The following is a 25,879-nucleotide window of genomic DNA, read 5'->3' as shown; positions in this document are numbered from 1 at the left end:
AATCAGCGAGTGTTTAGCTCATCGCGTGGTGTAAAAACGCGTTGTGGCGCACCTCGTGGAACATGGTGGTGTGTGGGCCGTGCCCGGGGAATACGTACGTTTCGGGCTTGATGATCTGAACGAGGAGGCGCAAGGTCGCAGCCATCTTCTCCTCATCCCCTCCGGGAAGATCCGTGCGCCCCACGCCGTTGTTAAACAGGACGTCTCCCGCAAGCATGATCTGTTCCGCACGGCCGGTGCTCATCATGGCACCTTCCCGGTCCGGCGTTGGATCGCCCTCGAGCAGGAAGATGGTGGAGCCTTCCGTATGGCCGGGAGCGGGCACGGCGCGCATCGTGATGCCAGCGACGATTTCGAACGGCCCTGAAAGCATCTCGGCAGGTAGCTCACGCAGGTCATGAGGCTTGGACCACGGTTGGAATCCGAGACGAGAAAGAACGAGGTCCCGCGTGGGATCCGCGGGCGCCATGCCGATCGGGTTCTCCATTCGGTACATGTCAGGCGCCGGGAGATAGACGGGCGCATCCCCCGCAACCGTCGCAACGTCCCACACGTGATCGGCGTGCCCGTGGGTGAGGAGGACGGCGCCGAGGGTGAGTCCGCGCGATTCCAGTGCCTCCGGGATCCACGCGTGCGAGCCAGCACCCGTGTCGACGACGAGGGCTTCCTTCGCGTCGTCGTCGGCAAGAATATAGGTGTTCGCCTCGAGATACGTCTGTGAGTTGCGCAAGAAAATCATGGCTCTACGGTACCTGAAATGCGCTGGTGAGGGCCGGAGCAATCGAAGCACGGCGAACAACTGCAAAATATTGTGCCGAAGCGCGTAGACTACCCTGTGATAACGCGCACGGTGTGGCCACTGGCCAACCCCGTCTACTGAGGAGATAACTCATGACCGAGCCCACGAACCAGCCAACGAACACCGATGTTCCGAAGCAGCCAGAAGAAGCAACCGAAATCCCAGAGGTTGTCGAGACTGACACCGCCACAGATGCGGCTGACGTGAGCACCGATGAACAGCAGGTGGACCCGGCCCAAGAGCCAGAGGTGAACGAGGCCGAGGAGCCCGCGGCAGACGAGCCGCAGCAGGCAGACGAGGCTGAGCAGACGCCCCAGACCCCCGAGACCCCGGAGGCTGAGCAGACGCCGGAGACTGAGCAGACGCCAGAGACACCCGAGACCCCTGTCACCCCGGAGGCTGAGCAGACGCCCGAAACTCCGCAGACTGACGAGGCTCCGACCACCGAGCGCACTCCTACCCCGCCGCCGACCCCCAAGCGCCCGACGCCCGCGCGCGTTGCAGCGCCGTTGCCCGATATCGACGACGCCGCCGCTGCCGAAGCCGCGAAGTGGGGCCGCGTGGATGACGAGGGCAATGTCTGGCTTCGCGCCTCAGGCTCCGAGTCTGAGCGCGTCGTCGGCCAGTATGCCGTGGACGGCAACGAAAAGGATGCGCTGGGCCTCTACGTTCGCCGCTATCTCGATCTGGAAAATCAGGTGAGCCTGCTCGAGGCGCGCGTCGCGAACATCACCCCCGAGGAGATCAACGCGTCCATCAAGTCGCTTCAGGATCAGCTCAAGGAGCCGGCCGTCGTCGGCGATGTTGACGCGCTGCGCCAGCGTGTGGAAACCCTCGAGGGAACGGCCGATGAGCGCCGTCAGCAGGTTAAGGCCGAGCGCGAAGAGGCCAAGAAGCAATCGCTCGAGGAGCGCACGGCCATCGTGGAGGCTGCCGAGGCCGTTGCGGCGCAGGATCCCCAGCGCACGCATTGGAAGAACTCCCGCCAGGAACTCACGAACCTGCTCGACCAGTGGAAGTACGCGCAGCGACACTCCCCGCGCATCGATCGCCCCTCCGAAGAGGCACTGTGGAAGAGATTCTCCTCCGCGCGCACGACCTTCGATCGCCACCGCCGCCAGTTCTTCTCACGCAAGGACGCGGAGCGTAAGGAAGTCACGGCACGCAAGGAAGACCTCATCGCACGCGCCGAGGCGATTCAGGATTCGACGGATTGGGGCCCGACCTCGGGTCAGTTCCGCGATCTCATGTCTGAGTGGAAGCGCGCTGGTCGCACGAACAAGCGCGACGACGACGCGCTCTGGGAGCGGTTCTCGGCCGCGCAGAACCACTTCTACGAGGCCCGCAACGCGTTTAACAGTCAACTCGATGAGGAGTTCGCGGCCAACCGCGATCTCAAGCTCGAGCTGTTGGCCGAGGCGGAGAAGCTCGTCCCGGTGACGAACATTGATCACGCGAAGGCTCAGATCCGCGCGATCGGCGAGAAGTGGGATGCGATTGGCCGCGTGCCGCGCGCCGACATGCAGCGCACCGAGGGCCGCATGCGCGATATTGAGAACCAGATCCGCAACGCAGAATCCGAGCAGTGGAAGAAGTCCGATCCTGAAAAGGACGAGCGCTCCGCTGGTATGGCCGAGCAGCTCCAGAGCCTCATCGATGAGCTCGAAGAGCAGATCGCTGAGGCCAAGGCCGTAGCCGACGAGAAGAAGGTCAAGGAATACGAGGACGCGCTCCAGGCGCGCAAGGCCTGGCTCGCAGCAGTCCAGGACGACTAATATCCAGCTCGAATAGTTTCCAACTCGAAGCGGAGGCCGGCGACGGCCCCCGCTTCGTTGTCCACATGTGTGGGTAGAGCGCGCAGGACGCCTAGCTTGTGTGATGGTCTGGTCACATGAGCCTCCACGTGTTCGAACCCGTAAGCCTTGCCGACTGGCACGGCGGGCGTTGCCTCGCCCGCGAAGGCCTGATGGTCGAACTGGGAACCATCGGATTCGTGGGGATTGACCTCACCCGCTCCCCTGCCGATCGCGGGAGAATCCTCGCGATGCAGTATTCGGACGGCGTACTCCACCGCGAGAGCGCCCTGTGGGTCCATACAGGACTTCACACTCCACCGCTGGCCGAGCAGATCGACATTGCGCGGGAGGTGCCGCGCGAGGACCTCGTCGTGATCGGCGGCCAGCAGGTCACAAGCCTCGAACGAACCGCCCTCGACCTGCTCATTCACCGCGAGGATCACGCCATTGAGTACATCTGTGCGCTGGTGCGGGCCGGGACGAGCGTGGGGAACATCGAAAAGCTTGCCACGCGCCGATCGCTGGGCAGGATCGTGCGAGCGCGCGCGATCCTTAGCCAGTTGCCTCGCGATCTCGGCGTAGCGAGGCCTTCTCCGAGCCAGTGAGCCGATAGGCGTCGTACACGCCCTCGATCTTGCGGATCTCTCTGAGTACCTGCTGAAGGTGATGGGGATCGGCCATCTCAAACGTAAAGTTCAACCGCGCCACGCGCTCATTCGACGTATTCATCGAACCGGTGAGCATGTTGATGTCGTGTTCGGACAGCGCCCGCGTGATGTCGGCAAGGAGCCCCTTGCGATCGAGTGCTTCGATCTGAATCTGGACGAGGTAGACGTTGCCATCGGCGTCATCGGCCCACGCGATCTCGATGAACCGCTCCGGCTCTCGGCGCAGCGAACGCATGTTGCGGCAATCCTTGCGGTGCACGGAGATGCCGTTCCCGCGGGTGATGAACCCGACGATCTCGTCCGGCGGCACGGGCGTGCAGCACTTGGCGAGCTTGACGAGCACGTCCGTCTGTTCCATATCGGAGACGACGACGGCGGACGACGTCGCGCCGATCTGCTGGTGCTGAATACGCGTGGGCGTGACTGCCTCGGCCATCGTCTCTTCGACGCCGGCGCGCCCGCCCTGGCTCGATATGAGCCGCCGGACCACCGTCTCCGCCGAGATCGTCCCCTCACCGATCGCCGCGTAGAGCTCGGTGACGTCGGATCGCGAAAGGTCTTGGGCGACAGCCTTGAGCGTCTCGTGCGACATGAGGCGCTGAACGGGCTCGTTCTTGCGGCGGATTGCCTTCGCGAGCTTGTCCTTGCCCTGGTCGATCGCTTCTTCTCGGCGCGACTTAGTAAACCACGACTTGATCTTCGAGCGAGCACGCGGCGTGGCCACGAACTCCTGCCAGCCCTGAGAGGGGCCCGCATCCTCGGCCTTGGTGGTGATGATCTCGACGCTATCGCCAGATTCGAGGCGGTGATCGAGCGTCACGAGCTTATCGTTGACCTTCGCGCCGACCGTTCGATGCCCGACCTCGGTGTGAACGGCGTAGGCGAAGTCGACCGGCGTCGATCCGCTCGGCAACTCCATGACCTCGCCCATCGGGGTGAACACGTAGACCTGCGAGCCCGACATCTCGTAGCGCAGCGAATCGAGGAATTCCTTCGGGTCGGCGGTCTCTCGCTGCCAGTCAACGAGCTGGCGCAGCCACTCGAGCTGGGTGTCGGCCTGAGCGCTCTCGTCGAGCTTCGCAGCGCTCGGATTCTCCTTGTAACGCCAGTGCGCGGCCACGCCGAACTCGGCGCGCTTGTGCATATCGAAGGTGCGAATCTGAATCTCAACGGTCTTCGAACCCGGGCCCAACACGGTGGTGTGGATCGACTGGTACAGATTGAACTTGGGCGATGCGATGTAATCCTTAATGCGCCCCTGCACGGGCACGTACAGCGAGTTGGCAATGCCAAGCGCCGTATAGCAGTCCTGAATCTCCTCGACCAGCACGCGCACGCCGATCAGATCGTAAATATCTTCAAAATCGCGCCCGCGCAGAATCATCTTCTGATAGATCGAGTAATAGTGCTTCGGGCGCCCAGAGATCGTGCACTTGATCCGGGCCTTTTGAAGCTCACGCTCCAGCTCTGTCTTCATCTGCGCGATATAGCGCTCGCGCTCGGGCGCGCGATCTTGAACCATCCGCTCGATTTCTGAGTAGACGGCCGGATAGAGCTCCTTGAAGGAGCGATCCTCAAGCTCCCACTTGATCGAGTTCATTCCGAGGCGATGGGCCAGCGGAGCATAGATCTCGAGTGTTTCGCGCGCCTTCTTCTGAGCCGATCCCGACTCCACGTACTTCCACGTGCGCGCATTGTGCAGGCGATCGCCGAGTTTGATGAGCAGAACGCGGATGTCCTTGGCCATCGCAATGACCATCTTGCGAACCGTTTCCGCCTGAGCCGCCTCGCCGTACTCCACCTTGTCCAGCTTCGTCACGCCGTCGACGAGGAGCGCCACCGTATTGCCGTAGTCGCGCTGGAGCTGCTTGAGCGAATAGCTCGTATCCTCCACTGTGTCATGCAAGAGCGCCGCGACTAGCGTGTCCTCATCCATGCCGAGCTCGGCAAGAATCGTGGCGACCGCGACCGGGTGGGTAATGTACGGCTCGCCAGACTTCCTCGCCTGACCCTCGTGCGCGTTCTCGGCCGTGACGTAGGCGCGAATGATGCGCGCCTTATCGAGTTTGCGTGTGCCGATGGCGCGCATGAGCGGTTCGAGAAGCGCAGGAGTATCGCTCCTGCGCCCGAGCCACGATAGTCGCGAACGAATTCGCGGCTCTTGATCTTGAACCGATGGTGTTTCCATGTAGTGATTATACGCCAACGTGACCTGCAGTCACGCTGGTCAGCGCCCCTAGTAGGAAATAACGGACTCCACGGGGTATTCGTAGCGCTCGCCGAGGTAGCCGCGGCCGTTGAGCTCGGTGAGCTCGAGCAGCACGCACAGACCAGCGGGCTTGCCGCCGGCCTTCTCGATGAGGTGGAACGCCGCGCCCGCGGTGCCGCCGGTCGCAAGCACGTCGTCGATCACAAGAACGCGCATGCCGTCTTCGACCGTGAACGGCTGAAGCTCCATGCGAGCCGATCCGTACTCGAGGTCGTAGTCAACGCTGACGACCGGACCGGGCAGACGCCCAGCCTTACGCACCGTCAGCATTCCCACGCCAAGCTCGTGAGCGAGTGGAGCGCCGAGGATGAATCCACGTGACTCGAGGCCGGCGACGGCGTCGCACTTGCCACGGTATCGGTCAGCCAGGATCTGGATGAGCGAGGAGAATGCTTCGCCGTCTGCAATTAGTGGCGTGATATCACGGAAGAGCACCCCGCGTGCCGGGAAGTCATCGACTTCTCGCACGTGAGACTTCACAAGTTCAACGGTGTCTTCTGGAAAGATGGCGTCACTGCTCATCGTTTTTTCCTCTTTTTCTTCTGTCGCTTGGGCTGTGCGCCTTGGCCGCGATGGCCACCGGCTACACGTTCGGTCGATATGTTACCGGAGGGCTTCGTCGCCCTCTCAGTGGTATCAGGTAGTGGATCTGGGTTCTCACCGCGGCGGGCAAGAACCTCTTCGGTGTGGGCGCGGATCTCGGGGCTTCGCTCGGCGAGCGCAACCGCCAACGGCGCGGCCACGAAGATCGACGAGATGGCGGAGAGCAACATGCCCACGAACATGACGAGTGACAGATCGCGCAGCGTATCGGCTCCGAGGATCCACACGCCAATCACGAGCACGGCCAGGACGGGCAAAATGCCGGTGATCGAGGTGTTGAGCGAGCGAATCAACGTCTGGTTGATCGCGAGATTCGCCTCTTCGGCATAGGTTAACTCGTGCTGCTCGGTCAGCTCCGTCGTATTCTCACGAACCTTGTCGAACACCACCACCGTGTCGTAGAGCGAATAGCCCATGATCGTCAGCAGGCCGATGACCGTCGCCGGCGTAACCTCGAGGCCGAGCACCCAGTACACACCGAGCGTGACCACGAAGTCGTGAAGCAGAGCGCCGATCGCGCCCACGGCGATCGTCCACGATCGGAAGTAGGCCATGAGGACGATCGAGATCGCCACCATGAAGATGATCATTGCCCGGATCGCCTGCGCCAAGATGTCTTGACCCCACGAGGGGCCGATGAACGTGGAGGTCACTTCGCTTTCCTGGACGCCGTAGGCCTCGGCGAGTTCGCGGCGCACATCCTGCGTGGCCTGGTCGCCGAGCTCCTCGGTCTGGACGCGCACGGATTCTTGGCCAACGTTCGAGACACGCGGCACGGAGTCGGAGACCTCCGAGATCACGTCGTAGGCGGGCTGGTGTTCGGAGAGCTCGGTGCCCGAGACCGTGAACTGCGAACCGCCGCGGAACTCAATTCCGAGGTTCGGTTCGCGGATAAAGAATGATGCGAGCGAGGCGAGAACGAAGAAGATCGCCACGGAGAACCAGACCTTGCGGCGCCCGACGATGTTGAGCGAGCGGCGGCCCGTGTAAAGGGAATTACCCACAGAGTACATTGACATTATGCGTCCTCCCCGTCCTGCTGAGCCTTGCGCGCCTCACGGCGTTGCCGCGCGCGTTTCTTCGCCAGCGACTCCCCCGGTTTGAGGTCTGAATCGTCGGCCTGGAACCCGGGCGCTCCCGCGTCGGTGAACCGCGCGTCTGGCAGCTCGTAGTCGTGGATCTCCACGCCATCCGACGTCACCATCGACTTACTCTTCTTCGGCTTCGGCTTTTTCGCCGACGACGACGGCAGCGAGCGGCCTCGATAGCGCGGCGCGGCCTCCAGCTTGATGCGGTCCATGCCCGATCCGCGCTTGCCCTCGCCAAAGAACGACGTCTTGGCGATGAGGGTCATGAGCGGGTAGGTGAACATCGTGACGATGAACAAATCGAGCAGCGTCGTCACACCGAGTGTGAACGCGAATCCGCGCACCGAACCCACCGTAAGGAAGTACAGCACGACGGCCGCGACGAGGTTGACGAAATCGGAAATAATAATCGTTCGCTTGGCGCGGTTCCAGCCGCGCTCAACGGCTGCGGGGATCGATCGGCCATCTCGGATCTCGTCTCGGATTCGCTCGAAGTAGACGATGAACGAATCCGCCGTCACGCCGATCGAAATGATAATGCCGAGCACGCCCGCCATCGACAGGCGATACCCCATCGTCCACGAGAGCAGCGAAATGATGAGATACGAGGTGCCCGTTGAGAGCAGGATCGATCCCACGGCAATCGCGCCGAGGGCGTGGTACTGCCAGATCATGTAGAGGACGATCAGTAGCAGGCCGACCACGCCAGCGATGAGTCCGGAGGTCAACTGCTCGGAGCCGAGCGTTGCCGAGATCTGCTCTTCGGATTGGACTTCGAACTGGAGCGGCAGCGAGCCGAACTTCAGCTGGTTGGCAAGTGCCGCAGCCTGATCGGCGTTGAAGTTTCCAGAAATCTGTGCCTCGCCGCCCGCGATCGTGTAGCTGACGGTTGCAAAGGAAATGACGTTGCCATCGAGCACGGCCGCGAACGCGTTTTGCGGGTACTGCAAGGTGGCCAGCCGCGCGGTGACGTCCGCGAAGATCTGAGCGCCCTCGGAATCGAAGGACATGTTCACTGCCCACCCGCCGGTCGGCACACCCTGCTGGTTGGTCGCCGGCGAGGACGAGGCCGTCGTAAGATTCGAGCCGTCGAGCTCGGCCGGGCCAAGAACGTGCTTGGTCTGATCTTCGAGACTACAGGCGACGACGCCGGCGTTCGGGTTGTCCGTCTCCGAGGCGGGACGCGTATCGGGGACCGTGCAGTCGAGCGTGTACGCCTCGTAGAGCAGCTGCTCGGTGATCCACGCTTGGTCAGAGGGGTTGGCCGGTTCCTGCACGGGCTCGGTTGCCAGTTCGCCGTCGCCGTCGATATCTGCGAGCTGGCGGATAGCCGCATCGACCTCGTCGGGCGTCATCGTCGCCGGATCCATGCCCTCGCCGTCGGGGCCAAGTGTGCTGACCACGGAAGCGGCATCCAACGGAGCCGGGTCGAGGATCGTAAGCGAGGGCCGCATGCGAAGCACGGCCGACGTGCGAACGAGATCGAGCGTCTCCTGGCTCGGCTGGCCGGGCAGGGACACGATGATGTTCGAACCGCCCTGCGCCGTGATCTCTGCTTCGGCAACGCCCGTGGCATCCACGCGCTGGCGGATGATGTTGATCGCCTCGCGGATATCCTGGCTCGTCACCTCGGAGCCGTCGGTGGTCACGGGCGTGAGAATAATCTGCGTGCCGCCCTCGAGGTCCAAGGCCAGATCGGGCGTGAAGCGGGACTTGTCAGTGGTGAGAGTCCCTGCAATAAGCGAGCCGAGCAGGGCCGCAAGAACAATGGCGAGGACGATCAGCCGCCGAATCGGTTTGGGCTGATCGTCCTCTTCCTCATGAGATAGAGACACGGTCTTCCTTTGAACTGCGCCGAGAATTACTTCTGACTTGTGGGGTTACCGTCGTCGTCAACAAAGGGCGACGTGTTGGTAATCCGGCCGCTGCCAGGCTGCGGGAGGTCATCGGACTCGTCCGCAACGTAGCCGTCCGTGTCCTCACCGGAGTCGCCCAGTGGAATATCCATCTGCGCGACGATGGCCGTACGCAGCCAGACCGATTCTTCGCCCGAGGGCGACTCGAGGGTCACAGCATCGCCGTCGATATCCACCACGCGGCCGAGGAATCCGGCCTGGGTAACGACGTTATTTCCGACGACGAGCGCCTCGTTACGCTGTTCGATCTGCCTTTGCTGGGTCTTGCGTGCGCCGCGGCTCATAAACCAAAACAGCAACACCATCATGACGATCAAAATGATCATTTCCATGCTTGGTCTGCCTCTCTTTCCTTCTCACGTTAACTTGACGAGTCTACTCACAAAGACGAGGCGACTAAAGAATAAGCGCGGTGGAGCCAGTCACGAAACCGGCTTAAAAGAACAGCGTTGCGTCTGGCGGGGTGAGCCCAAGGTGCTTCCAGGCAAGATCGGTGGCCATACGCCCGCGCGGGGTGCGAACGATGAATCCCTCACGCACGAGGTACGGCTCCGCCACCACCTCCACCGTGTCTTTCTCTTCACCCACCGAGACGGCCAGCGTGCTCAGCCCGGCCGGGCCGCCGTTAAAGCGAGTGCACAGAGCATCGAGGATGGCGCGATCGAGGCGGTCGAGCCCCTTCTCATCCACTTCGAACACCTCGAGGGCGGACATCGCGGCCTCGATATCAAGAATTCCACTGCCGCGCACTTGCGCCCAGTCCTGAACGCGGCGCAGGAGGCGGTTCGCGATACGCGGCGTGCCGCGCGAACGCGAGGCGATTTCGCTGGCAGCCTCGGAAGTCAGCTCGGCGTCGAGTTTGATCGCGTTGCGCTCGACGATCGTGGCAAGCTCGGGCACCGAGTAGAAGTCGAGCTGAGCGGTGTATCCAAAGCGGTCGCGTAGCGGCGCCGGGAGCATGCCCGCGCGCGTCGTCGCGCCCACAACCGTGAACGGTGGCAGCGGCAACGGGATCGATGTGGCGCCCGGGCCCTTGCCTACCATGACGTCCACGCGGAAATCCTCCATCGCCAGATAGAGCATCTCCTCCGCCGTGCGGGCAAGGCGATGAATCTCGTCGATGAACAGCACATCGCCCCCTTGGAGCGAGGAAAGCACGGCGGCCAGATCGCCGGCGTGCTGGATGGCGGGGCCTGAGGTCAGGCGCAACGCGCCGTTCATCTCGGCGGCAATGATCATCGCGAGCGTCGTCTTGCCCAGTCCGGGCGGGCCCGCCAGGAGGACGTGGTCGGCCGGAGTGTCGCGGCGCACGGCCGCTTCGAGCACGAGCGAGAGCTGTTGGCGCACCACTTCCTGGCCGACGAACTCGGCGAGAACCTTGGGACGCAGCGCGGCCTCTTGCGCGCGCTCGATATCGCCGGCGTCTGAATTCGTGTATTCGTTCATCACTACCTACGCTGACCAAGAATTTGAAGGGCCCCGCGCAGGAGCTGCGCAACCGTGCCATCAGGGATCTTCTTGTGCGCTTCGGCGAGAGCCACGGACGCGTCGTGCTCCTTCCAGCCCATCTGTACCAGCGCGTCCAAGACGTCAGAATCCGTGTCCGACGACGGCGAGGACGCCGGCACATCGCCGACGACGGGGCCTAGCTTGCCCTCGAGTTCGAGGACCATGCGCTGCGCCGTCTTCTTGCCGATCCCGGGGACGCGCACGAGCGCCGCCTCGTCCTTGGTGGAAATTGCGCGGCGCAAATCGTTGGGTGGCAGGGCGGAGAGAATTTGGAGAGCAGACCTCGGGCCGATTCCGGAGACGGTCTTGAGCACCTCGAAGGCCTCCCGGGCGTCGTCGTCGGAAAACCCGAACAGGGTCTGCTCGTTCTCGCGAGAGATGACCATCGAGACGTGCACAAACGCCTCCTCGCCGATCCGAAGACCAGCGAGCGTATCGGGCGTCGCTAGAACAAGGTAGCCAACTCCCCCGGCTTCAATCACGGCGTCCTGTGCCGTGATCCGAATGACCGGTCCGCGCAAAGATGCAATCATCGTTCCTCCGATTCGAACACGTGTTTGATTGTAGTGGCTCGGCGCCCGCCCCGGTCAAGGCACGCCTAGAGACGAGAAACTACGGTTTCTTCGGCTCCACCGCTCCGTGCCTGCGCGAGAGGCGCTCGGCGTTCGCCCACATGCGCTGAGCGGGCGTGAGGTCTTCCCCCTCTGCGCGTGGCAGCATTCCCGCGCCGCCGTGCTGGGAACGGTCCGTGTCCTCCATATGGAGCGCGCCGCCTCGCCACGCGTGGCAAATCGCGATAGCCAACGCGTCCGCCGCATCCCTCGGGCGCGGCGGCTCATCAAGCGTGAGGATGCGCTGAACCATGAGCTGGACCTGCGCCTTTTCCGCGCGCCCGTTGCCCGTCACCGCAGCCTTAACCTCAGACGGCGTGTGCATGCCCAGCGGCAGACCCGACTGGGCCGCCGCGAGCATAACGATGCCGGCCACCTGGGCCGTGCCAGTCACCGAACGCACGTTTTCCTGCGCGAAGACGCGCTCGACGGCGAGCACGTCCGGCTTGTAGAACTTAATCGCGTGCTCGATCGCGTTCCAGATCATGAGCAATCGATGGTGCGGAGCCATCTCTGGTTTCGTGCGGGCAACATCGACGGCGACCATCGAAATTCGACGGCCGCCGTTCGATTCAACGATCCCGATGCCGCAGCGCGTCATGCCGGGATCGACGCCCATGATGCGCACTAGGCGTCTGCCTCCAGTTCGGCAGCCACCTCGGGCGAAATATCGACGTTGGAGAACACGTTCTGGATGTCGTCCACGTCCTCGAGCGCGTCGAGCAGGTCGATCACCTTGCGCGCCGTGGTCACGTCCACCTGAACCTTGACGGTGGGGACGAACTGGACTTCAGCAGAGTTGTAGTCGACGTCTGCTGCCTGCAGGGCCTTACGCACCTCGACGACGTCGTTGGGCTCCGAGATGATCTCGAAGACCTCGCCCTCGTCGTTGATTTCCTCGGCGCCGGCATCAAGGACGGCCATGAGGAGCTCGTCCTCATCGTTGCCATCCTTATCCACTTCCACAACGCCCTTGCGGTTAAACATGTAGGACACGGAGCCCGGCTCGGCGAGTGATCCACCGTTGCGGGTCAGACCCACGCGCACGTCAGTCGCGGCGCGATTGCGGTTATCCGTGAGCGCCTCCATGAGGATGGCGACACCGCCCGGGCCGTATCCCTCGTACATGATCGATTCGTAGTTGACGCCGCCGCCGTCTTCACCGGAACCGCGTTTGACGGCGCGGTTGATGTTGTCGTTCGGCACGGAGTTCTTCTTCGCCTTCTGAATGGCGTCGTACAGGGTGGGGTTTCCATCAGGGTCGCCGCCACCGGTGCGAGCTGCCACCTCGATGTTCTTCACGAGGCGTGCAAACAGCTTGCCGCGCTTGGCGTCAATGGCTGCCTTCTTATGCTTGGTGGTTGCCCACTTGGAATGTCCTGCCACAAAAGCTCCCTTCGAATGGTCTGGGGGTATTGTACCGCCCCCGCCGGGCTATTCCTCAATGCGGGTGAGCATCTGGCCGTCCCACCCATCGCGCCAGTGCCGTGCCATGTCGGCGAGCCCCACGGGAAAGACGTTGTCTCCGGCGCGCACGGCGGCCGCGAGATCGTCGAGGTCCCACCACGCCATGTCATCGAGCAACGTCTTTTCCTGATCGGTGAGGGTAACGTGCGCGCGCGAGTCGATCCGCGCCTGCTCGTCCTCGTCAATGCTCACGACGTAGAACAGCTCGTCTTGCTTGCGCGTGACGCGTAGGAAGTGGAACGTCGAGCGGCGGTCAAGGACGGGGCCGACGAGACGCTGAGGGTCGACGACGAGACCCGTTTCTTCGCTAAGCTCGCGTGCCGCCGCCTCGCGTTGGCTCTCCCCTGCTTCGGCGCCACCGCCCGGCGTGAACCACCAGCGGTAATTGGGGTCGTCGATGTCGTGCCCCAAGATGAGGAGGACCTCGCCGCGCGGGTTGAACACGACGCACCGGCCGGCGTCGCGGTGTGGGAAGCCATCGGCGTCAAGTGGCCATTCGTCAGTCACCAATCAGCGCTCACCGAAGACTAAAGCCCGTTCGCAGGTGGTTCATGTAGGCGAGCTTGTCGTTCGCGCTCGTCAGATACTCGACGGAGCCCACGTTCCTCAGGCGCTCGTGGCGCGTGCGTTCGTGCGCGAGCTGGACGAGCTCCATCTGGAAGCTCTTCATGGCTTTCCGGCCCATACCCGCCGGCGCGCCCTGCGCGCGCATCGTGCGTTCCGCCCAGGATTGCGCGTTGGCGCGCTCCCGCATCGAGAGCACCATGGTGGCTTCCTGCGCCGTCACCCAGCCCGAGTCCACGTAGGTGCGCAGGCCGTTGCGCACAGCCTGCACCTCTTGGCCGCGACTGTAAACCACGATGCCGATGATCAGGATGCCCAGCAGCACGTTGTTGACAAACTTGTACGTGTCATAACTCATCCAGTACAGGCCGTCGTTGTTCGTGAAGTGGAAGAACATGGAGCCTGCCATCGCGGGGATGATCCACAGGAACAGCGATGCCTTGGAGCGCGAATACACGACGAAGCCGATGAAGAAGCCGAATAGCGCCGTATAGGCGTCGTGACTGAGCGGGCCATCGAGGTATCGCAACTTGAAAATAGTTCCGACATTGTCGTAGTACGCCGTGAGGTACAGGATGTTCTCGGTAAAGGCGAAGCCGGCACCGATGATCGCGCCGTAAACGATGCCATCGACAGGTCCGTTAAAGTACCGGCGGAAGATCAAGAAGATCAAAATGATGCCGAGGCCCTTGACGAATTCTTCGACGATCGGAGCGCCAATCGACGCGGTGAAGCGGTTGATGTCGTTGTGCGAGGCATCCGAACCGAGAATGGCGGGAGCGAGCTCCGATTGCCACCACGTGTTGCCCGTGAGAGCAAGCACGATGGCGATGCCGCCACCCCACATCAACGCGGCGAGGTAGAGCCACTTCGGCTCCGGTTCGAACCGATCGATGTAGAACACGAAGAGGAACGTCACGACGAGCGGGATCGTTGCCAAGAGCGCCGACGTGAAGAAGCCTTCGCTTCCGGCAGGGCCCATGAGCATCGGCAACACGTTGAGGAACGCGAGCACGCCAATGACACTCACGGCGGTCACCACGGTGTAGAAAGTGGTGCCATGCTTGCGCGCCGTTTGCCACGTCGTCGGGACGTTTGCTCCGATGGATGCGCTGCGAGGCGGCGCGGCTGGCGGATAGGAATTACTCACCAGCACTCCGATCGTCGAGGTTGACGGTCACGGGTTCAGGCGCGTTGCCCTGAAGGCGAAGCGTACGCACGAGTGGAGACTTTCGAACTCTGCGCGCCTGCGAGACGTGGTTGTTGTGGAAACGGCGGGTCATCTGGACGGACACGCGCGCTTGGTGCAGGTGGTCAAGCTCGGGGCTCGTCGCCTCGAGTTCATCCACGCTGTGGCGCAGCGCCCGAGACAGTTCGGACTCGATGATGAGGCGATCGGGCGCCTCCTGGCCCACCGTGTGAAGCGTTTGCCCGGCGTCGTCCTCGATCGCGATGGCTTCCCATCCGTCGTCGACGATCGGATGCGCCGAGGCTTCGATCGCTTCGGTGGCGACGTTCGCGAGGACGACCGCGCTTGCAACATCGAGGACGCCCGAGCGAGCCACCTCCCGAGCGGCCTGCGCCCGATCGACGAGGGCGCGTTCGAGCGCGATGCGCGATTTCGTGACGTTCTTGTGCACGCGGTCGAGAGAGCGGGCCCTGAGCGTTGCGACGATGCCCGTCACAACGAGCAGGATTCCCAGAACGGGGAGAAGGATCTGCCACCAGGTCATTCGTCGTCCACCTCGATCTGGGCCGTACGGATCGCAGTTTCGTAAACCGACAGGATGTGGGAGGCCACCGTGCTCCAGTCGAAGCGCCATGCGGCTTCGGCGCCGGCGTGCGCGATCGCCTCGCGCCGCTGAGGATCGGCGAGTGCCTCGTTGACGACCCGCGCGAGATCCTCAGGATCTTCGTTGCGGAAGTGGACGCCGAACTCGCCGTCGGACAGGACCGCGCGGAACGCGGGGATGTCTGAGGCGACGACGAACGCGCCGGCACTCATGGCCTCGACGAGGATGATGCCAAACGACTCGCCGCCGGTATTCGGCGCGAGGTAGGCATCCGCGCTTCCGAGCAGGAGGGCCTTGTCTTCATCGGATACTCCCCCGAGGAATTCCACCGCCTCGGCGTGCTCGCCGAACATCGCGCGGGCGACGTCGAGGTCTCCCCGCCCTGCCACGAGTAGGCGAACCCCCGGGTTCCCCTTGCGGATCGCCGGGAAGGCTTTCGCGACGACGGGCAGGCCCTTGCGCGGTTCGTCGATGCGGCCAAGAAAAGCGAGTGTCGGGGCTTCGTTGGTTCCCGTGAAGCGCTCGTCCTTCGCCTGAATCTGCATGTCCTTGACGAACACGCCGTTCGGGATGATCCAGGCATCCCCGCCAAGGTGTTGGACGGCGGTGCGCCGGGCCTCTTCGGACACGGCGATGCGCGCCTGAATCTTGTCCAAAATGGGCACGACGAGCGGCGATGCCATCGCCAAAATGCGCGAGCGATCCATCGCGGTATGGAACGTTGAGACGACCGGGCAGGTGGAGCTCATCAGTGCGAGCATGGACACCGACGGGGTGAAGGGCTCGTGCACGTGCAACACGTCGAAATCGCCGTCAGCGAGCCACTTGCGCACCTCGCGATTGACCTTGGGGCCAAAGGACAGGCGCGCAACCGAGCCGTTGTATCGGATCGGAATGGCCGCCCCGACGGGATGGACGAAATCCTCGGCGGGCTCCTCCTGAGCAGGGGCGATGACGGAGACGTCGTGCCCGCGCCCGATGAGTTCCTCGGCTAGATCGCGGCAGTGGTATTGCACGCCTCCGGGCACATCCCAGGAATATCCGCAGGCTATTCCAATTCTCATATCTCTTCCTTTGGAGTTGCGCGGCGAGCACGTGCGAGTCGATCCGGATCGAGATCCTCGACGAATACCTTTTGGAGCATATGCCAATCGGTGAGGTGATCATGGAGGAGCGGCTCGATCTGGTCGAGCCATTCCTGGTTCATTCGAATGATATCGGCTTCTCGCTCGTCCGCCTCAGCCTCAGGCGGGACGTCGGCGTAGATGGGATCGCCAATGACGCACACGATTCCGTGGCGTGTACCGGCGCGGCGCGCCCGCTCGTCGTCGTCAATCCGCTCGTTGATGATCGTCACCGGGAACATCGGTTCGCCCGTGCGCTGAGCGAGAAGGGCCGCGCCCACGGCGACGCGCGCCCGATGACCGGCGAGGGTGACCTCCACGCCCGATGCGGACAGGTCCCGGTCGCACAGAAGTGGGACGAATGCGTTGCCGGCTCGCATGTCGCGGGTTAGTGCCGAGATCGCGCCGACGCCGCCGGTTTGATAGATCGTCAGGCCAAGGCGCCGGCGGAAGTCGAGGAATAGATCCGCGAGTTCAGGTGGCTCGAGCTTTTCGGCGATCGAAAACGTGGGCGCCAGTTCTTTCGTGGCCCACGCGCCGGCCATATCCCAATTGCCCATGTGCAGCAGGGAGCCTGAGGCGGACTTGCCCTGAGACAGGTGCTCTACGAGCTTGTCTCCGTTATGCAGCCGGACCCGGGCGACGATGCTGTCGATCGAGAGCGCTGGCAGGCGGAACGCCTCGTAGTAGTAGTCCATGTAGGAGCGCAGGGCCTTGGCCGATCGGCGCCGTTGCGCGAGTCCCGAGCGAAGCGGCGTCACGCGCTGGTAGTTTTTGCGAACCTGAACCGAGCCGGACATGTTTGACCAGCCAACCACCGTGCCGATAGCGCGGAAAATACCGCGCCCCACGGGCTCTGGCGTCACTTTGACGAGCCAGATCGCGCGGCGGAAGAGGCCAACGATATTCACGCGTCCGATGCTTCCTTCATCTGCTTATACACGAAGACCATGCGCTGGATGACCGTCACGAGCGCGAGCACACCGAGGATCCACAGGCCGATGCCCATCACCCAGTGGCTCGCCCCGAAGATGATCGCCAGGATCAAGATGAGCGCCATGATCAGCCGGTCAGCGCGCTCGGCAATGCCCACCGAGGCCGTGTAGCCCACGCCTTCGGCGCGTGCGCGCACGTAGGGCACGATCGATCCGAAGACGAGCGCTGCGAGGGCGCCGGTGACGACGGCGAACTTCGCGGCGTCGTCGGCGTGCAGGTATCCCCACAGCGCGAGTCCGACGAAGATGGCCGAGTCCGAGAACCTGTCCATCGTGGAATCGAGGAAAGCGCCCCACTTCGAGCTCGTGCCCGTCATCCGTGCCATCTGCCCATCGAGGTTGTCGAAGATGACGAGGATCGTGGTCACGATCGTTCCCGCGATGAGCATGTTGGTCGGGAAGAACACGAGCGCGGACGCGCTCGAGAGGAGCCCGCCGACCACAGTCACGGTGTTCGCGCTAACGCCGATCTTCACCAAGCCCCGCGCGATCGGGCCGAAGAGGAATTCGCCCAGCGGGCGTCCGCTACGAGAGAGCATCGCTACCTCACTGATTCACGTGCGCATCGATGTCGGCAACGATGCGCTCGATTGCCTCATCGACGGCAATGCCGTTGTCCTGCGAGCCATCTCGCATGCGGAAGCTGACGGCTCCGGCGTCGACGTCCTCGCCACCCGCAATGAGGGTGAACGGGATCTTGTCCTTGGACGCGTTGCGGATCTTCTTACCGAAGCGGTCGTCGGAGGTATCGACCTCCACGCGAACGCCGCGAGCGCGCAGCTTATCGGCCACGTCGAAGAGGTAGTCGTTGAACGCGTCGGCCACCGGCACGCAGCGCACCTGAACCGGCGCAAGCCACGCTGGGAACTGGCCACCGTAGTGCTCGGTGAGAACACCGAAGAACCGCTCGATCGATCCGAAGAGTGCGCGGTGAATCATGACCGGGCGCTGGCGCGAGCCATCCGAAGCGGTGTATTCGAGCTCGAAGCGCTCGGGCAGGTTGAAGTCGAGCTGGATCGTTGACATCTGCCAGGTGCGCCCGAGTGCGTCCTTGGCCTGCACGGAGACCTTCGGGCCGTAGAAGGCCGCGCCCTCGGGGTCCGGAACGAGGTCGAGTCCCGAGGCGGTACACACCTCGTTGAGGATGCGGGTCGCTTCCTCCCACGTCTCGTCGTCGCCGACGTACTTGTTCGGATCCTTCGTGGACAGCTCAAGGTAGAAGTCCTCCAGACCATAATCCTTGAGCAGCGACAGGACGAAATCGAGCAGCGTTGTGAGCTCGTCCTTCATCTGTTCGCGGGTGCAGTAAATGTGCGCGTCGTCCTGGGTGAAGCCGCGTGCGCGGGTCAGACCATGAACGACGCCGGAGGGCTCGTTGCGGTAGACGGTGCCGAACTCGAACAGGCGCAGCGGGAGCTCGCGGTATGAGCGGCCGCGTGAGCGGAAGATGAGGTTATGCATCGGGCAGTTCATCGGCTTGAGGTAGTAATCCTGACCCTGCTTGGTGATGTTGCCATCCGCGTCCTTGACCTCGTCCATGTGCATCGGCGGGTACATGCCGTCGGCGTAGAAGTCGAGGTGGCCGGAGATCTCAAAGAGGTTGGCCTTCGTGATGTGCGGGGTGTTGACGAACGAATAGCCCGCTTCCACGTGGCGCTTGCGCGAGTATTCCTCCATGATCATGCGGACCATGCCGCCCTTGGGGTGGAACACGGCGAGGCCAGAACCGATCTCGTCCGGGAACGAGAAGAGGTCAAGCTCGGTGCCGAGCTTGCGGTGGTCGCGCTTTTGGGCTTCTTCAATGCGCGTCTTATAGGCGGTGAGCTCGTCCTTGCTCGGCCAGGCGGTGCCGTAGATGCGCTGGAGAGAATCGTTGGCCTGGTCCCCGCGCCAGTAGGCCGCCGACGAGCGGGTTAGCGCGAAGCCGTTGCCGATGAGTCGGGTGGAGGGCAGATGAGGGCCGCGGCACAGGTCGGTCCACACCGCCTCATCCTTGCGATTGACGTTGTCGTACATGGTGAGCACGTCGCCACCCACCTCGATCGAGGCGCCCTCGGCAGCCTGATCGTTGTCAGAATCCGAGCCGCCCTTCATATCGACGAGCTCGAGCTTATATGGCTGATCCTTGAGCTCCACCCGGGCGTCGTCGTCGGAAATCACCCTGCGCACGAAGCGCTGGCCTTCCTTGACGATCCTCTTCATGTCCTTCTCGATGTCCTTGAGAAGTTCGGGCGTGACGGGATCGATGTTGCCAAAGTCGTAGTAGAAGCCGTCGGTGATGAACGGGCCGATGCCAAGGTTCACGTCCGGGAACTTGTTTTGTACGGCCTGTGCGAGCACATGCGTTGTCGAGTGGCGCAAGATATCCAAACCATCTTGCTCGTTGATTGAAACCCCCTCAACATTCGCCCCATCGGCGAGCGTTGTGAGATCACGATCCAGATCCATGAGTTCGCCATCCACGCGCAGCGCGATGATGTCGCGGTTGGCCTTGAAATGTTCGATGCCGGTGACGGGCTCGTTAATCTCGAGTTGTTCTCCGTCAATCACTAGGTTCGGCACTGGGGCTCCTTCCACATAGGTGTACGCACAGACAAGGTACGCACGCGCTCAAGCATACCCGCGCCATGTGACCTCCCCCGACTTAGCCCGTGTGAAGCACCACATAGGGCTGTACGATCGTCACATGAGTTTGAGCGTCTTTGACCTGTTCAAGATCGGCATCGGGCCGTCGTCGTCCCACACGGTCGGTCCGATGCTCGCCGCGCGCCTGTTCGCCACGAGCCTGCCCGCGGACGTCACGCGCGTGATGTGCACGCTCTACGGATCGCTCGGCGCTACCGGGATCGGCCACGGCACCGACAAGGCGGTCATGCTCGGCCTCATGGGCGCCGATCCCGCCACCGTGGATCCGATGGTTGTTGACGACGTCGTCCAGGCTACTCACGCCGACCACCAGCTCGATCTCATGACCGGCGAGGGGGCCGTGACGATCGCGTTCGATCCGGACGGGGACATCGCGCTCGTCGGGCGCTCCGAGCTTCCGGGGCATCCCAACGGGATGACCTTCGTTGCGCTGCGCGGCAGCGAAGAGATCTACACCGAGACCTACTACTCGATCGGCGGCGGCTTCGTGGTCAGCGCCGACGACGCGCACAAGGAAGTCACCCCGACCGACGACCTCCCCTACCCGTTCAAGACCGCCGCCGACCTGCTGGAGATCTGCCAACGCACCGGCATGTCGATCGCCGAGATAGCCATGGAAAACGAGCGCTCCATGCAACCCGAAGGGGAGATCTACGCCGGCTTGGATGCCATCTGGAGCGTCATGCAAGAATGCGTGCGCAACGGATACGCGCGCGAGGGCGTGCTTCCCGGTGGCCTGCAAGTCCTGCGCCGCGCCCCGGGCATGTATGCCTCGCTTCGCAAAGACCCCTCCTGCAAGAACGACCCGCTGCGCGCGATGGATTGGATCACGCTCTATGCGCTCGCGGTCAACGAGGAGAACGCCGGCGGCGGGCGCGTGGTGACGGCGCCGACCAACGGCGCGGCCGGCATCATTCCGGCCGTCATGCACTACTGCGCAGAGTTTCTTGATGATTTCGACACCGACGCAGTGCGCACGTACCTCCTGACAGCCGGCGCTATCGGCATGATCTTCAAGACCATGGCCTCAATCTCGGGGGCCGAAGTCGGCTGCCAGGGCGAGGTGGGCTCGGCCTGCTCGATGGCGGCCGCGGGACTGGCCGCCGTGCTTGGCGGCACGCCTCTGCAGGTGGAAAACGCGGCGGAGATTGCGATGGAGCACAACCTCGGGCTCACCTGCGATCCGATCGGCGGCCTCGTCCAAATCCCGTGCATTGAAAGGAACGCGATCGCGGCCATCAAAGCCGTGGCCGCTGCCCGCACCGCGATGCGCGGGGACGGTTCGCACATGGTCTCCCTCGACGACGTCATCACCACCATGCGCGAAACCGGCAAGGACATGAAGGCAAAGTACAAGGAGACCGCACTGGGCGGACTCGCGGTTCACGTGGGCGTCAACGTCATCGAGTGCTAGCGCTACTCAATTCTCGCGCTACTCAATACCGCGCGCGGCGGCCCAGCGCGATAGCTCCTTACGGTTTGATAGCTGGAGCTTGCGCAGGCACGCGGACACGTGCGTTTCAATCGTCTTCACCGAAATAAACAGTTCGGCCGCGGCCTCCTTGTAGGTGTAACCGCGCGCGATGAGGCGCATGACCTCCTGCTCGCGCGCCGAGAGCCGGTCGAGTTCCTCGTCCTGTTCGGCCACCGCTGACTCGCTCGTGCCAAACGCGTCGAGCACGAAACCCGCGAGCTTCGGTGAGAACGCGGCGTCGCCGCCCATCACGCGCTGGAGGGATTCGATGAGTTCCTCGCTGTTAATCGATTTCGTGACGTAGCCGCGGGCGCCGGCGCGAATGACGGAGACGACGTCGGCGGCCGCGTCCGAGACCGACAGCGCGAGAAACTTCGGCGTGTTTCCCGCGCCGGCCAGCGTACGCCGGATGACTTCGGCGCCTCCCCCGCCATCGCCGCCTGGCAGATGAACGTCAAGAAGCACGACGTCGGCCTCGGTCGTCGCGATCACGTCAACGGCTTGTCCCACGCTCGCGGCTTGGCCGACGACCTCGATGTCGTCGTGAGCGTCGATCTGGGCGATGATCCCGGCTCGGACGAGATCGTGGTCGTCCACAACGATGACTCTCATGATTCCTCCTTGGCGGGCAGATGCAGGTGGACTTCGGTGCCACCGGATTCCAGTGGCGTTCGAATGCGCGCCTCTCCCCCGGCGCGCTCCATACGCCCGTAGATCGAGTGGCGGATTCCCGCGCGATCCGACGTAATCGTACCGAGGTCGAAGCCGTGACCGCGGTCGCGAATCCACACATTGGCGTCGTTCCCAAGTTCCCCATAGACGGAAATCGGCCCGGCGCCGTGCTTACAGGCGTTCGTCATCGCCTCGCCGCTCGCCTCGATGAGCGACTGGCCTTCGGGGCTCATCGGCGCGTCGCCGGTAATAACGAGGTCGATCTCCTGACCGTACGCGGCTTCGATTTCCCGCGCCTTGTGCGTCAGCGCGGCTGCCAGCGATGTTTCTGCCTCTGGCCGGTCGGTGTAGAGATAGTCGCGCAGCTCCTGCTCCTGCTGGCGGGCGAGGAAGCGGACCTCCTCGGGGCTGTGCGCGCGGGATCGAATCAGCGCGAGCGTTTGAAGCACGGAATCGTGCAAGTGCGCGGCCATATCGGCGCGTGTCTCTTCCCGGATGCGCTTCGCATCGATCTCTTGAACAAGAATGGCGGAGCGGATCTGAGCGGGATAGAGCACGATTGCTGCGACCAGCAAGACGACGATCCCGGTTTGAATGGCAGTTGACAGCGGCGAGCTGGGCCCTGAATTGGCAACCAAAATGACTCCGCCGAACGACCCGGTGGCAAGGCCCACCATCAAAGAGATCGTCCCCCAGCGCCCATCCCGATACGTCCACGCGATACCCGCGCCGACCGCGACCATGGCGAGGGGGAAGATAAACGCACCGAGCGTGCCACTCGGAAGTATGCCGACGCCAATCACCGTGATGGCAAGGAGCGCAACGAGCGCGGCCACGGTGAGCTTGGACGAATCGACGCGGCGGGAGGCCAATGGCTTGGCGAGTCGTTGGTTTTCGGGGGCGACGGCGTCGTCGTGCTTGCTTAGAGTGAGGGCGAGCACCAGGTAAATCACCGGGACGATGACGGTCCACGAAAGTGCTAGGAAGCCGACCCGCCACATCCACGCCTCACCGCCGAGGTGGACGGACAGGCCGCGGCACACACCGGCAAGCACGCGCGGCTCGCGGCGGCCAAGGGGCGGACGCACGCTGGCCCATGGGGCGAGAAGATCTGAATAGGTGTTCACACCGTAAGGTTCTCACCGCCCGACGCTTTCTGGAAGAGGAATCGGGCGAAATCAGGGTAATTCGGGGAGGAATCAGGGGAAAATCAGGGGTGTTCGGGGTCGAAGGGCGCGCGGATTTGGCGAAGACTTAAGCCATGAACATTTACAACTCGATGAGATCAGCGCCTCTACGCCGCACTCCCGACAGGCTGCTTGGCGGCGTGTGCGCGGGCCTCGCCCATCGCTGGGGAATCGCCCCGGCGCTCGTCCGCATCCTCGCCGTCCTCCTCTTCCTGGTGTTTGGGCTCGGGCTGTTGCTGTACGGCCTCGCGTGGCTATTCATTCCCGAATACGAGACCGAGGACGTGCTCGCCGAGAGGGCGCAGCGCGATCCGGACGTGAGCGTCGCGACGGCGGTGGCAATGACCCTCATCGGTTTCGTCGGCGCGGTCCTCACTCTCGCGACCTTCTTTGGGAACATCTCGCGCACCTGGTGGCAGATTACGTTCAACTTCGTGGTTATCGGCGTCGTTCTCCTCCTTCTCTACGTCATCGTGAGGTGGATCAGGCGTAGGCGTGGCAAGCGCTCGGTTCACAGCGCGGTGGGCGAATCCAGCTACGGCGGCGAAACTGGGCCAGGTGGCGAAACTGGGTCGCGTACTGTTCCGGCAAGCCAACCGAGACGAGTTCGCAAGCCGCGAGTGAGCACGCCGGCAATATCGGGCCGCGCCGCTCGGCTCGTCGTCGCACTTGCGATTGCCGGACTCGCACTCGCTCTCGTTGTGGTCGATGGCCGACTCGCACGTATCCTCATGGCCCTGTCGATCGCGCTGGCAATTCTGTCGATCGGCGTGTTCGTTGCCGGGATCAAAGGCTTGCGCGCCACGTGGCTGACGGCCCTCACATGGCTGGTTGGTATTCCGACCGTGCTGGGACTCCTCGTGAGCCTTGCGCTTCCCTCGCGTTTTATCACCGCGGAGGACCTCAAGTTCTTGAATTTGGGCGGCAAAGACGGCGTGCCGTCGCTGATGTACGTCACCGAGCGAGAGCCTGCCGAGACTTTCGAAGAAACGCTGCCAACCGCCGTCGACACGTTCTTCCTTGGCACCGGTGCATCGCGCGTTCCCGAGGATGTAGCTGTTATCTATCGGCTCACGAGGGACTCGAACACCTTTGGTTACGCGAACGTCATGCACGCAGGGATCCGTGAGTGGAAAGTGGTTCAGGGCGGGGTTGAGACAGCCACTGCCGCAGCAGACCCAATTGTGACTGAAGAGGGTTACGATCTCGCCTATTTTACCGAGAGCTTTCACGTTCTACCGGGGCAAACCCTCGAGCTTCACTCCCCCGCGGCCATCGAGAATCCCGACGATGCCCGCGTTGTCGACATCCACTTCTACTACGGAGAGCTGACTGTGGTTGGCGCGAGCCCGCAAGGCGTGACCGACGAGGAGTGGGTCGAGGCCTCTGCGAGCTCTGGTGATGATGATCCATCCGACCAGGACGGGTCAGAAGCGACCCCGTCTCCGGCGGCATCCACCCCGGATGCGACACAACCTGATGAGACACAACCTGATGCAACACAAACCGAAGGAAATTAAATGCGTGTGACAACGAGTGCACTTGGCACATTGGGACTCATTACCGCGATAGCTGGAATTCTCAGGGCCTCCGGCGTCGACCTCGACGTTCGCGTGCTCATCGTGATGGCCCTACTCGCACTGTCTTTACTGCTGGCCGCTAGCGCGTTCGCGACGCCTCATCGCGCAGGCGAAGGCGCCTCGCCCGGGCATGATTTAGCTGACTTAGGGGCGGATCACACCGAGCCGTAGGGCGAGGCGCCCTAGTTGGAAGCGCACTAGTTGGAAGCGCACTAGTTGGAGGCGCTGCCTAGAGCCGCTTGGCCACCCGCGGGGCCACCGGCTCGCAATACTGGGACGAATCCCGCACCATGTTGCCCTATAGAGAAGATCGAGGCGGATCCGTCCCAAAATTGTCAGGAGATTGGCGAACTCCACTACACGAATCAGATTTCATAGACCAAATTGAGATTTCAGATATCGGATTGAGATTTCAGGGCCAAGAAGAACATCTCTGGCCCTCGGCGCCACTCGGCTGCGCGCTCGGCACCTCAGCAAACAGGGCAGTTATCACTCATACCGGGTACGTTAAACATGCCCCATGTGAGTGTTTAGTGCCCCGTTTGTGGGGAAAACCCTCCCACATGAGTGTTTAGTGACACGTTTGCCGGCACAACCCTCCCACATGAGTGTTAAGTGCCCCGTTTGTCAGCACAACCCTCCCACATGAGTGTTAAGTGCCCGGTTTGTGGGAGGGGACGGCGCCGAGGATGAGTCAACCAGCCAGGGCGCCAGCACACGGCTGAAACCGATAGGGCCGCAGCACGTACGTGGGCAACAAAAAAGCCCCGGCTTGCCGGGGCTTATGCGTGGGCGATACTGGATTCGAACCAGTGACCTCTTCCGTGTCGAGGAAGCGCGCTAACCAACTGCGCCAATCGCCCTGATGTGAGAGGTGGGTACGGGATTCGAACCCGTGTATACGGCTTTGCAGGCCGCTGCCTCGCCTCTCGGCCAACCCACCAGGAGGTTGAAGTAGTAAGACTACCACTTGGCCATCGAGCGGACGACGGGATTCGAACCCGCGACCCCCACCTTGGCAAGGTGGTGCTCTACCAGCTGAGCTACGTCCGCACATGTCAACGTCTCGTTGAGTGCTTGACTAATATAGCGAGTAAATCCTGAGGTTGTCTAATCCG

Annotated in this window: 23 protein-coding genes and 3 tRNA genes; 4 read left to right on the top strand and 22 right to left on the bottom strand. The window is 62.9% G+C overall.

What is annotated here, in order from left to right:
- Nucleotides 1-13: 13 nt before the first annotated feature.
- Complete coding sequence (locus tag ACHFFR_RS00905; protein WP_394262385.1) at nucleotides 14-739, bottom strand: MBL fold metallo-hydrolase; 726 nt, start codon at nucleotides 737-739, stop codon at nucleotides 14-16.
- Nucleotides 740-891: 152 nt separating this feature from the next.
- On the opposite strand from ACHFFR_RS00905, the gene ACHFFR_RS00900 reads away from it, so the two are divergent.
- Complete coding sequence (locus ACHFFR_RS00900; RefSeq protein WP_394262384.1) at nucleotides 892-2,574, top strand: DUF349 domain-containing protein; 1,683 nt, start codon at nucleotides 892-894, stop codon at nucleotides 2,572-2,574.
- Between the two features lie 116 nt (nucleotides 2,575-2,690).
- On the top strand, nucleotides 2,691-3,200 hold the full coding sequence (locus ACHFFR_RS00895) for a hypothetical protein (protein WP_394262383.1): 510 nt from the start codon (nucleotides 2,691-2,693) through the stop codon (nucleotides 3,198-3,200).
- Here the strand turns inward: ACHFFR_RS00895 and ACHFFR_RS00890 are convergent.
- The 16 genes from ACHFFR_RS00890 to thrS all read right to left on the bottom strand — a co-directional run bounded on the left by ACHFFR_RS00890 (nucleotide 3,148) and on the right by thrS (nucleotide 19,764).
- The gene (locus tag ACHFFR_RS00890; protein WP_394262382.1) at nucleotides 3,148-5,451 is read right to left on the bottom strand and encodes a RelA/SpoT family protein; all 2,304 of its coding nucleotides are present in this window, start codon (nucleotides 5,449-5,451) and stop codon (nucleotides 3,148-3,150) included. The two genes, ACHFFR_RS00895 and ACHFFR_RS00890, sit on opposite strands and share 53 nt — an antisense overlap.
- 48 nt (nucleotides 5,452-5,499) lie before the next feature.
- Nucleotides 5,500-6,054, bottom strand: a complete 555-nt coding sequence (locus ACHFFR_RS00885; protein ID WP_394262381.1) for an adenine phosphoribosyltransferase — start codon at nucleotides 6,052-6,054, stop codon at nucleotides 5,500-5,502.
- Nucleotides 6,051-7,154 carry a protein translocase subunit SecF gene (gene secF, locus ACHFFR_RS00880; protein ID WP_394262380.1) on the bottom strand — a complete coding sequence of 368 codons (1,104 nt, stop codon included), beginning with the start codon at nucleotides 7,152-7,154 and terminating at the stop codon, nucleotides 6,051-6,053. The genes ACHFFR_RS00885 and secF overlap by 4 nt, the downstream gene beginning before the upstream one ends.
- Nucleotides 7,154-9,058, bottom strand: coding sequence for a protein translocase subunit SecD (gene secD, locus ACHFFR_RS00875; protein WP_394262379.1), 1,905 nt, complete (start codon nucleotides 9,056-9,058; stop codon nucleotides 7,154-7,156). Before secD ends, secF begins: the two co-directional genes overlap by 1 nt.
- Nucleotides 9,059-9,084: 26 nt before the next feature.
- Nucleotides 9,085-9,471, bottom strand: coding sequence for a preprotein translocase subunit YajC (gene yajC / locus ACHFFR_RS00870; protein ID WP_394262378.1), 387 nt, complete (start codon nucleotides 9,469-9,471; stop codon nucleotides 9,085-9,087).
- 103 nt (nucleotides 9,472-9,574) lie between these two features.
- A complete protein-coding gene (gene ruvB, locus ACHFFR_RS00865) occupies nucleotides 9,575-10,585 on the bottom strand; it encodes a Holliday junction branch migration DNA helicase RuvB (protein ID WP_394262377.1) in 1,011 nt (336 codons plus the stop codon).
- 2 nt (nucleotides 10,586-10,587) lie between these two features.
- Nucleotides 10,588-11,181, bottom strand: a complete 594-nt coding sequence (gene ruvA, locus ACHFFR_RS00860) for a Holliday junction branch migration protein RuvA (RefSeq protein ID WP_394262376.1) — start codon at nucleotides 11,179-11,181, stop codon at nucleotides 10,588-10,590.
- Between the two features lie 79 nt (nucleotides 11,182-11,260).
- Nucleotides 11,261-11,887, bottom strand: coding sequence for a crossover junction endodeoxyribonuclease RuvC (ruvC, locus tag ACHFFR_RS00855; protein ID WP_394262375.1), 627 nt, complete (start codon nucleotides 11,885-11,887; stop codon nucleotides 11,261-11,263).
- A complete protein-coding gene (locus ACHFFR_RS00850) occupies nucleotides 11,887-12,645 on the bottom strand; it encodes a YebC/PmpR family DNA-binding transcriptional regulator (RefSeq protein WP_394262374.1) in 759 nt (252 codons plus the stop codon). The genes ruvC and ACHFFR_RS00850 overlap by 1 nt, the downstream gene beginning before the upstream one ends.
- A gap of 48 nt (nucleotides 12,646-12,693) precedes the next feature.
- Entirely contained in the window at nucleotides 12,694-13,233 is a 540-nt protein-coding gene (locus ACHFFR_RS00845; RefSeq protein ID WP_394262373.1) for an NUDIX hydrolase, read from the bottom strand.
- A 10-nt stretch (nucleotides 13,234-13,243) separates the two neighbouring features.
- Nucleotides 13,244-14,440, bottom strand: a complete 1,197-nt coding sequence (locus ACHFFR_RS00840) for a PrsW family intramembrane metalloprotease (RefSeq protein WP_394262372.1) — start codon at nucleotides 14,438-14,440, stop codon at nucleotides 13,244-13,246.
- Nucleotides 14,433-15,023: a hypothetical protein gene (locus tag ACHFFR_RS00835; protein WP_394262371.1), complete on the bottom strand. Its 591-nt coding sequence runs from the start codon at nucleotides 15,021-15,023 to the stop codon at nucleotides 14,433-14,435. The genes ACHFFR_RS00840 and ACHFFR_RS00835 overlap by 8 nt, the downstream gene beginning before the upstream one ends.
- A complete protein-coding gene (locus ACHFFR_RS00830; RefSeq protein ID WP_394262370.1) occupies nucleotides 15,020-16,147 on the bottom strand; it encodes a glycosyltransferase family 4 protein in 1,128 nt (375 codons plus the stop codon). The genes ACHFFR_RS00835 and ACHFFR_RS00830 overlap by 4 nt, the downstream gene beginning before the upstream one ends.
- Entirely contained in the window at nucleotides 16,144-17,118 is a 975-nt protein-coding gene (locus ACHFFR_RS00825) for a phosphatidylinositol mannoside acyltransferase (RefSeq protein WP_394262369.1), read from the bottom strand. Before ACHFFR_RS00825 ends, ACHFFR_RS00830 begins: the two co-directional genes overlap by 4 nt.
- Complete coding sequence (pgsA, locus tag ACHFFR_RS00820) at nucleotides 17,115-17,741, bottom strand: phosphatidylinositol phosphate synthase (protein ID WP_394262368.1); 627 nt, start codon at nucleotides 17,739-17,741, stop codon at nucleotides 17,115-17,117. The genes ACHFFR_RS00825 and pgsA overlap by 4 nt, the downstream gene beginning before the upstream one ends.
- Nucleotides 17,742-17,748: 7 nt before the next feature.
- Entirely contained in the window at nucleotides 17,749-19,764 is a 2,016-nt protein-coding gene (thrS, locus tag ACHFFR_RS00815; RefSeq protein WP_394262367.1) for a threonine--tRNA ligase, read from the bottom strand.
- Nucleotides 19,765-19,888: 124 nt separating this feature from the next.
- On the opposite strand from thrS, the gene ACHFFR_RS00810 reads away from it, so the two are divergent.
- Entirely contained in the window at nucleotides 19,889-21,262 is a 1,374-nt protein-coding gene (locus ACHFFR_RS00810) for an L-serine ammonia-lyase (RefSeq protein ID WP_394262366.1), read from the top strand.
- Between the two features lie 18 nt (nucleotides 21,263-21,280).
- Here ACHFFR_RS00810 and ACHFFR_RS00805 read toward each other — a convergent pair whose 3' ends face one another.
- Entirely contained in the window at nucleotides 21,281-21,934 is a 654-nt protein-coding gene (locus ACHFFR_RS00805) for a response regulator (protein WP_394262365.1), read from the bottom strand.
- The gene (locus ACHFFR_RS00800) at nucleotides 21,931-23,121 is read right to left on the bottom strand and encodes a PspC domain-containing protein (protein WP_394262364.1); all 1,191 of its coding nucleotides are present in this window, start codon (nucleotides 23,119-23,121) and stop codon (nucleotides 21,931-21,933) included. Before ACHFFR_RS00800 ends, ACHFFR_RS00805 begins: the two co-directional genes overlap by 4 nt.
- Nucleotides 23,122-23,255: 134 nt before the next feature.
- Between ACHFFR_RS00800 and ACHFFR_RS00795 the strand changes: the two genes are divergently transcribed.
- Nucleotides 23,256-24,701: a PspC domain-containing protein gene (locus ACHFFR_RS00795; protein WP_394262363.1), complete on the top strand. Its 1,446-nt coding sequence runs from the start codon at nucleotides 23,256-23,258 to the stop codon at nucleotides 24,699-24,701.
- A gap of 849 nt (nucleotides 24,702-25,550) precedes the next feature.
- Here the strand turns inward: ACHFFR_RS00795 and ACHFFR_RS00790 are convergent.
- From ACHFFR_RS00790 to ACHFFR_RS00780, 3 genes are all read right to left on the bottom strand, one after another.
- Nucleotides 25,551-25,624, bottom strand: a tRNA-Val gene (locus ACHFFR_RS00790).
- Between the two features lie 9 nt (nucleotides 25,625-25,633).
- Nucleotides 25,634-25,704 (bottom strand) — tRNA-Cys (locus ACHFFR_RS00785).
- 37 nt (nucleotides 25,705-25,741) lie between these two features.
- A tRNA-Gly gene (locus tag ACHFFR_RS00780) sits at nucleotides 25,742-25,814 on the bottom strand.
- Nucleotides 25,815-25,879: the final 65 nt, after the last annotated feature.

The organism is Trueperella sp., assembly GCF_043424875.1.
Lineage (GTDB): Bacteria > Actinomycetota > Actinomycetes > Actinomycetales > Actinomycetaceae > Trueperella.
The sequence above is the reverse complement of the archived record's forward strand: the minus strand, read 5'-3'. Positions and strand labels throughout refer to the sequence as shown.